The 6,581-nt window shown below is 73.7% G+C and carries 6 protein-coding genes and 1 pseudogene; all 7 read left to right on the top strand.

Annotated features, from left to right (window positions below):
* Positions 1 to 79 precede the first annotated feature (79 nt).
* On the top strand, positions 80 to 562 hold the full coding sequence (gene ruvX / locus BN12_RS16565) for a Holliday junction resolvase RuvX (protein ID WP_235432440.1): 483 nt from the start codon (positions 80 to 82) through the stop codon (positions 560 to 562).
* Entirely contained in the window at positions 563 to 1,708 is a 1,146-nt protein-coding gene (gene mltG, locus BN12_RS16560) for an endolytic transglycosylase MltG (RefSeq protein WP_053080063.1), read from the top strand.
* A complete protein-coding gene (locus BN12_RS16555) occupies positions 1,699 to 2,523 on the top strand; it encodes a shikimate dehydrogenase (protein WP_327152662.1) in 825 nt (274 codons plus the stop codon). Before mltG ends, BN12_RS16555 begins: the two co-directional genes overlap by 10 nt.
* Positions 2,524 to 2,593: 70 nt before the next feature.
* Positions 2,594 to 3,817 carry a chorismate synthase gene (aroC, locus tag BN12_RS16550; protein ID WP_048554186.1) on the top strand — a complete coding sequence of 408 codons (1,224 nt, stop codon included), beginning with the start codon at positions 2,594 to 2,596 and terminating at the stop codon, positions 3,815 to 3,817.
* Positions 3,811 to 4,368 carry a shikimate kinase gene (locus BN12_RS16545; protein WP_235432439.1) on the top strand — a complete coding sequence of 186 codons (558 nt, stop codon included), beginning with the start codon at positions 3,811 to 3,813 and terminating at the stop codon, positions 4,366 to 4,368. Before aroC ends, BN12_RS16545 begins: the two co-directional genes overlap by 7 nt.
* The gene (gene aroB / locus BN12_RS16540) at positions 4,361 to 5,437 is read left to right on the top strand and encodes a 3-dehydroquinate synthase (RefSeq protein ID WP_048554184.1); all 1,077 of its coding nucleotides are present in this window, start codon (positions 4,361 to 4,363) and stop codon (positions 5,435 to 5,437) included. Before BN12_RS16545 ends, aroB begins: the two co-directional genes overlap by 8 nt.
* A 748-nt stretch (positions 5,438 to 6,185) precedes the next feature.
* Positions 6,186 to 6,581, top strand: a pseudogene (locus BN12_RS25305) (hypothetical protein); the annotation flags it as partial.

The following is a 6,581-nucleotide window of genomic DNA, read 5'->3' as shown; positions in this document are numbered from 1 at the left end:
AAGGTCGGCGACGCCCTCGCGGCGGTCCGCTGGCGCGTCGGCGAGCTGACCGGTCGGCCGGACTGACGTGCGGGAGGGCGTGCGCGTCGGGGTCGACGTCGGCACGGTCCGCGTCGGGGTCGCGGTGAGCGACCCGCGCGGCGTCCTCGCGTCACCGCACGCCACGCTCGCCAGGGATTCCGACAAAGACACCGATCTGGACGAACTGGTCGAGGTGGTCGCCCGTCTCGAGGCGGTCGAGGTCGTCGTCGGGCTGCCGCGACACCTCTCCGGGGCCACGTCGGAGTCCGAGAGATCGGCGCGCCGGTATGCTTCGATGCTGGCGATGCGTGTCTCCCCTGTCCCGGTCCGCCTCGTCGACGAGCGACTGACGACCGTCGACGCGCACCGCACCCTGCGAGCCAGCGGTGTCTCCGGACGGCGCCGGCGCGCAGTCGTGGACCAGGCGGCCGCCGTGCTCATCCTCCAGGCCGCGCTCGACACGGAACGTGCGACCGAGCGCCCTCCGGGCGAGCGCGTGCGTCCCGGACGCCGCAAGGCGCGCACGAAGGACGGACGATAAGTGAGCAGCCACCTCGAGGAGACGATCTTCGGTGCGGCCGACGCGCACGCCGGCGGCGGCCGTCGGCGCCGCAGGCCCGGTCGCTTCCTCGGCCGCTGGCTCGTCCTCCTGCTGGCGGTCGCGCTCCTCGCCGGGGCGGCATACGGCTCCTACCTCTTCCTCAAGCCGGTCTACGACCGGATGACGGCGCCCAAGGACTACCCCGGCCCGGGCAGCGGATCGGTGTCGGTCGTCATCGCCCGGGGAGCGACCGGCCGCGAGATCGCCAAGACCCTCGAGGGCGCGGGGGTCGTGAAGACGTCCGGCGCGTTCGTCGACGCGGAGGTCGCCGACACCAAGGCCGCCGCCGCGATCCAGCCGGGCACCTACCGCCTCAAGCGGGAGATGAAGGCCTCCGACGCCCTCGTCGCCCTCGGCAACCCGAAGAACCGCACGGTCGCCGGGGTGACGATCCGCGAGGGCCTGTGGGCGAGCGAGATCTACCCGATCCTGTCCCGGGCCACGGGTGTGCCGGTCTCGGCCTACGTGGCCGCCGCGCGGAACCCCGGCGCCATCGGCCTGCCGAGCGCGGCCAAGGGCAACGTCGAGGGGTATCTCTACCCCGACACCTACCAGTTCGACGACAAGATGACCGCCACCCAGCAGCTGCGCGAGATGGTCGAGCAGTCCGTCGCCGCGCTTCACAAGGCCGGCGTCCCCGACGCGGCGATGGAGCGGACGATGACCGTCGCGTCGATCGTCGAGGCCGAGGTCAACCAGCCGTCCGACCGCGCCAAGGTGTCCGGCGTCATCGAGAACCGGCTGCGCAACCCGAAGGCCGAGCCCGCCGGCTTCCTCCAGCTCGACTCGACGGTGTCGTATGCCGCCAAGCGCCGCGCCCTCACGACGACGGACAAGGAGCGGGCCAACCCGAGCCCCTACAACACCTACGTCCACAAGGGCCTGCCGCCCGGCCCGATCGGCAACCCCGGGTACGCCTCGATCGTCGCCGCGGCCCATCCCGAGTCGGTGCCCTACTACTACTGGCTCGTCGTCAACCCCGCGAAGGGGCACACGGAGTTCTCTCGGACCTTCGCCGAGCATCAGCAGCAGGTCACCGAGTTCCAGGCGTGGTGCCGGACGCAGAAGAAGGGCACGTGCAGCTGAGGGCCGCCGTCCTCGGCTCGCCCGTCGCGCACTCCCTCTCGCCGGCGATCCACCGGGCCGGCTACGCGGCCCTCGGGCTCGGCGGCTGGTCGTACGACGCGATCGACGTGCCGCGGGAGGGTCTCGCCGGCTTCGTCGCCGGGCTCGACGCGACGTGGCGCGGGCTGTCGCTCACCATGCCGCTCAAGGAGGTCGCGTTCGACGTCGCGACGACGGTGAGCGAGGTGGCTCGGGCGGCGGGTGCGATCAACACGCTCGTCCGCCGCGAGGACGGCGGCTGGGACGCGACGAACACCGACGTCGCGGGGCTCGCTCGCGCCCTTCGTGGCGCCTCCCACGACGGGACGGCGACCGTCGTCGGGGCCGGGGCGACGACGCGCTCGGCGGTCCTCGCCCTCGGCACGCTCGGCGTCGAGCGGGTCCGCGTCGCCGCGCGCCGCCCCGAGGCCGTCGCGGACGTCGTCAGGTGGGCCTCGTCGTTGCCCGGGCCGGCACCCCGGGTCGTCGGCGTCCCGTTGGCGGAGTGGGTGCGGACCGACGACCGGCTCTTCGTCGCCACCCTCCCGCCGGAGCCGAGTGCCGCGATGGGGGCGCTCGTCGCGGCGTCCGACCTCGCCTACGACGGAGCCGTCCTCCTCGACGTCGTCTACGCGGGGTGGCCGACCCCGCTCGCGCGGGCCGCGTCGGCCGCGGGGATGCGGGTCGTGAGCGGCGTCGACATGCTCGTCCACCAGGGCGCCGAGCAGTTCCGCCTCTTCACCGGGCACGAGGCGCCCCTCGAGGCGATGCTCGCCGCCGTGGCCTCGTATCGCTGAGGCCGGCCGTCGGGGCCGGATGGCGGGCGGGTCGGCGGGCCGTCCGAGGGCGCGTGGCAGGATCGAGCGCATGCTGCGTTGGTTGACCGCCGGTGAGTCCCACGGCCCGGCGCTCCTCGCGACGATCGAGGGGGTGCCGGCCGGGGTCGAGGTGACGACGAGCGAGCTCGCGGCGGCGCTCGCGCGACGTCGCCTCGGGTTCGGGCGCGGGGCCCGGATGAAGTTCGAGCAGGACGAGGTCGAGCTGCTCGGCGGCGTCCGCCACGGCGCGACGATGGGCTCTCCCATCGCCATCCGCATCGGCAACAGCGAGTGGCCCAAGTGGCGGACCGTCATGGCGGCCGACCCCGTCACCGAGGAGGCGTACGCCGCCGCGAACGACGTCGGCGCCCCCCAGGAGGTGGGTCGCAACCGGCCCCTCACGCGTCCCCGGCCCGGTCACGCCGATCTCGTCGGTATGCAGAAGTACGGCTTCGACGACGCCCGTCCCGTCCTCGAGCGGGCGTCGGCCCGCGAGACCGCCGCCCGGGTGGCGCTCGGCGAGGTCGCCGCGCGGCTCCTGCGGCAGGCATACGGGATCCGCCTCGTCTCGCATACCGTCGCCATCGGCACGGCGGGAGTCTCCGACGACGCACCGCTGCCGACCCCCGACGACGTCGAGCGGCTCGACGCGGACCCGGTGCGGACCCTCGACGCGCAGGGGTCGGCCGCGATGGTCGCCGAGGTCGAGGCGGCGCGCAAGGACGGCGACACCCTCGGCGGGGTCGTCGAGGTCTGCGCGTACGGCCTGCCGCCGGGGCTCGGCTCGCACGTCCACTGGGACCGGCGGCTCGACGCCCGTCTCGCGGGGGCGCTCATGGGCATCCAGGCGATCAAGGGCGTCGAGGTCGGCGACGGCTTCCGGACGGCGGCCCGGCGGGGGAGCGCGGCCCACGACGAGATGGAGCGCGACGCCACCGGTGCCATCCAGCGCCGGACCGGGCGGTCCGGTGGGACGGAGGGCGGCATGTCGACGGGCGGGGTCCTCCGGGTCCGGGCCGCGATGAAGCCGATCTCGACGGTGCCGCGCAGCCTCGACACCGTCGACGTCGCGAGCGCCGAGCCGGCCAAGGCGATCCACCAGCGGTCCGACGTCTGCGCCGTCCCCGCCGCGGGTGTCGTCGCCGAGGCGATGGTCGCGCTCGTCCTCGCCGAGGCCTGCCTGGAGAAGTTCGGGGGGGACTCGGTCGCCGAGACGGCACGTAACCACGCCGCATACCTCGCCGCCATCCCCGAGGGGATGCGCACGTGGTGAGTGACGCCGGCGGGGAGCCGGAGGAGGGCCGCGAGACGCGCCCGGTCGCCGTCCTCGTCGGGCCCCCGGGTTCGGGCAAGACGACGATCGGCCGGCTCCTCGCACAGCGTCTCGGGGTCGGGTTCCTCGACACCGACCTCGACGTCGAGGCGGACCAGGGCCGGCCGATCTCCGACATCTTCCTCGAGGACGGCGAGCCGGCCTTCCGGATGCTCGAGAGGTCCGCCGTCGCGCGTGCCCTGACCCGGCAGTCGGGCGTCATCGCCGTCGGAGGTGGCGCGCCGCTCGACGAGACGACACGCGCGGCCCTCGTCGACCATGTCGTCGTCTTCCTCGACGTGGGGATCGCCGACGCGTCGCGGCGGATCGGGTTCGACCGGAGCCGGCCGCTGCTCGCGGTCAACCCGCGCGCGACGTGGGTCGCCCTGATGGCCGACCGGCGCCCGGTCTACGAGGGGGTCGCGACGCACCACGTCGACACCGCCGGACGCAGCCCCGAGGAGATCGTCGAGGAGATCGTCGCGAGGCTCGAGGACGGCGGGGATGCCTGAGGAGCTGGACCGCATCCGCGTCGGGTCGGCATACGACGTCGTCGTGGGGCGGGACGTCCTCGCCTCCGCCGGCTCCCTCGTCCCCGAGACGGCGCAGCGGGTGCTCGTCGTCCACAGCGCCCACCTCGTGGACCCGGCGCTGGTCGTTGCGGACGCCTTGCGCGACAACGGCTTCGAGGTCCACGAGGCCCCGGTGCCCGACGCCGAGGCGGCGAAGACCGGGGACGTCGCGACCCACCTGTGGGGGCAGCTGGGACGCGCGGGGTTCACTCGGACGGATGTCGTCGTCGGGGTCGGCGGCGGGACCGTGACCGACCTCGCCGGGTTCGTCGCCGCGACGTGGCTGCGTGGGGTGCCCGTCGTCCAGGTGCCGACGACGCTGCTCGCCATGGTCGACGCGGCGGTCGGCGGGAAGACGGGCATCAACACGCCGGAGGGCAAGAACCTCGTCGGCGCCTTCCACAGTCCCGTCGGGGTTCTCTGCGACGTCGAGGTCCTCGCGACGCTGCCCCGGGCCGACTACGTCGGCGGGATGGCCGAGGTCCTCAAGGCGGGCTTCATCGCCGATCCCGTGATCCTCGACCTCGTCGCCGCAGACCCGGACGCGGCGGTCTCGCCGGACGGGCCGGCGACGCTCGAGCTCATCCATCGCGCGGTGTCGGTGAAGGCCACGGTCGTCTCCGAGGACCTGCGTGAGGCCGGGCTCCGCGAGATCCTCAACTACGGCCACACGTTGGGGCACGCCATCGAGCAGGCGGAGGGCTACCGGATGCGGCACGGCGAGGCCGTCGCGATCGGCATGGTGTTCGCCGCGGAGCTCGCCCACCGCGAAGGGCTCATCGACGACGCCCTCCTGGCCCGGCACCGCTCCGTCCTCGCCTCGGTGGGGCTGCCGACCTCGTATGCCGCGCGGCCCCTCGACGAGTTGCTCGTCACCATGGGCAGGGACAAGAAGACGCGCGGGTCGACGCTGCGTTTCGTGGTTCTCGAGGGACTCGCCCGGCCGACCCGCCTCGTCGGCCCGTCGCATGGTGCCCTCGCCGCGGCATACGCCGCCATCGCACCGTGAGGTCGGCTGTCCGGTGAAGCGGTCTTTCTCGTGAGGGCTTGCCCGAGGCGGGCTTGGCCGAGGCGGGCTTGGCCGAGACGGGCTTGGCCCGTGAGGTCGGCTGGCACGTGCGAGCGCGGCGTGGGTCTGTCCCCTCATGGTGGCCGCATTCAGGACGGCCGCGCTCGGGGTGACTGCACCCGGAGGGACCGCTCACAGTGACCGCGTTCGTGGGCACCGCACTCGCCCTCGCGGTATCCGGCTGCTCGGCCTCCGGACCTCCGGACCTCCTCCTCTCCGTCGACTCCTTCCGCTCCTGCGCCCCTCAGCCGGCCCGATGCCGTCCTGCGACGCGCGGACGCGATGGATCGATGGGTTCGACCTGTACGGACGGCCGGAGGCATGTGCTCGCGTCGTCTGTTGGGCGCCCGGAATGGCGGCGGCCGACTCCGTCGTCGTGTCCTTCTTCGCCGGTGCGTGCCCATCGGGTTCGGGGACGTCGCTCCTTCGCGGATGGGCAGCGCGCGCAAGCGACGGCGAGGGGCGGTGGGCGGCGGGGGCGGATGTGTCCAGCTGATGGCTCCGTGAGTGCCATCCGGGGGTGCGCGAGGCCTGATGCCGCGCGAGCAGGGCGTCGTGTCCCGGGGGCTGCGAACATGCCGGGATGGCCGCGCCTGGTCGGCTCGGATGATGCGAATCAGGTTGTGTAGCAATACTTTCCATCGATCACCTCCTTGACTCGGGCAATGTACACGTGTACGATATCGACATGGACCGACAGGCATCCGACTCACCCGCCACCGGGGCATCCGGGAAGGTCGGGGTGCCCCGCGACGAGGCTGCCATCGGCGTGTGTGACACCCCGATGGGGGCCGGGTGGGTGCGTGAGGTGGTGGCGGCGTTGCGGGCGGCGGACGGGTCGGCGTGTGGGGATCGGGAGCGGCTGGAGCTCATCGCCGCCCTGGAGGAGCTGAAGGGCGCGGCCAGCGCGGGGCAGGCCCGGGTGACCGTGGCGTTCGCCGACGCTCAGCACGAGTCGGCCCGGCGGGCGGCGGAAGCGACGGCGGGCGGGGCGGACGGATCGGATCGTCGGGCGGGTCGTCGTTACGACCCGGCGCGGGTGGCGCGCAGTGTGGGGTCGCAGGTGGCGTTGGCGCGGCGGGAG

This window comes from Nostocoides japonicum T1-X7, from assembly GCF_001046855.1.
Lineage (GTDB): Bacteria > Actinomycetota > Actinomycetes > Actinomycetales > Dermatophilaceae > Nostocoides > Nostocoides japonicum.
Note: the sequence above shows the minus strand (reverse complement) of the source record. Positions and strands in the feature narration are given on the sequence as shown.

Coding starts and splice junctions, on each gene's coding strand:
- aroC (WP_048554186.1), top strand. CDS start 2,594: ATGCTGCGTTGGTTGACCGCCGGTGAGTCCCACGGCCCGGCGCTCCTC.
- aroB (WP_048554184.1), top strand. CDS start 4,361: ATGCCTGAGGAGCTGGACCGCATCCGCGTCGGGTCGGCATACGACGTC.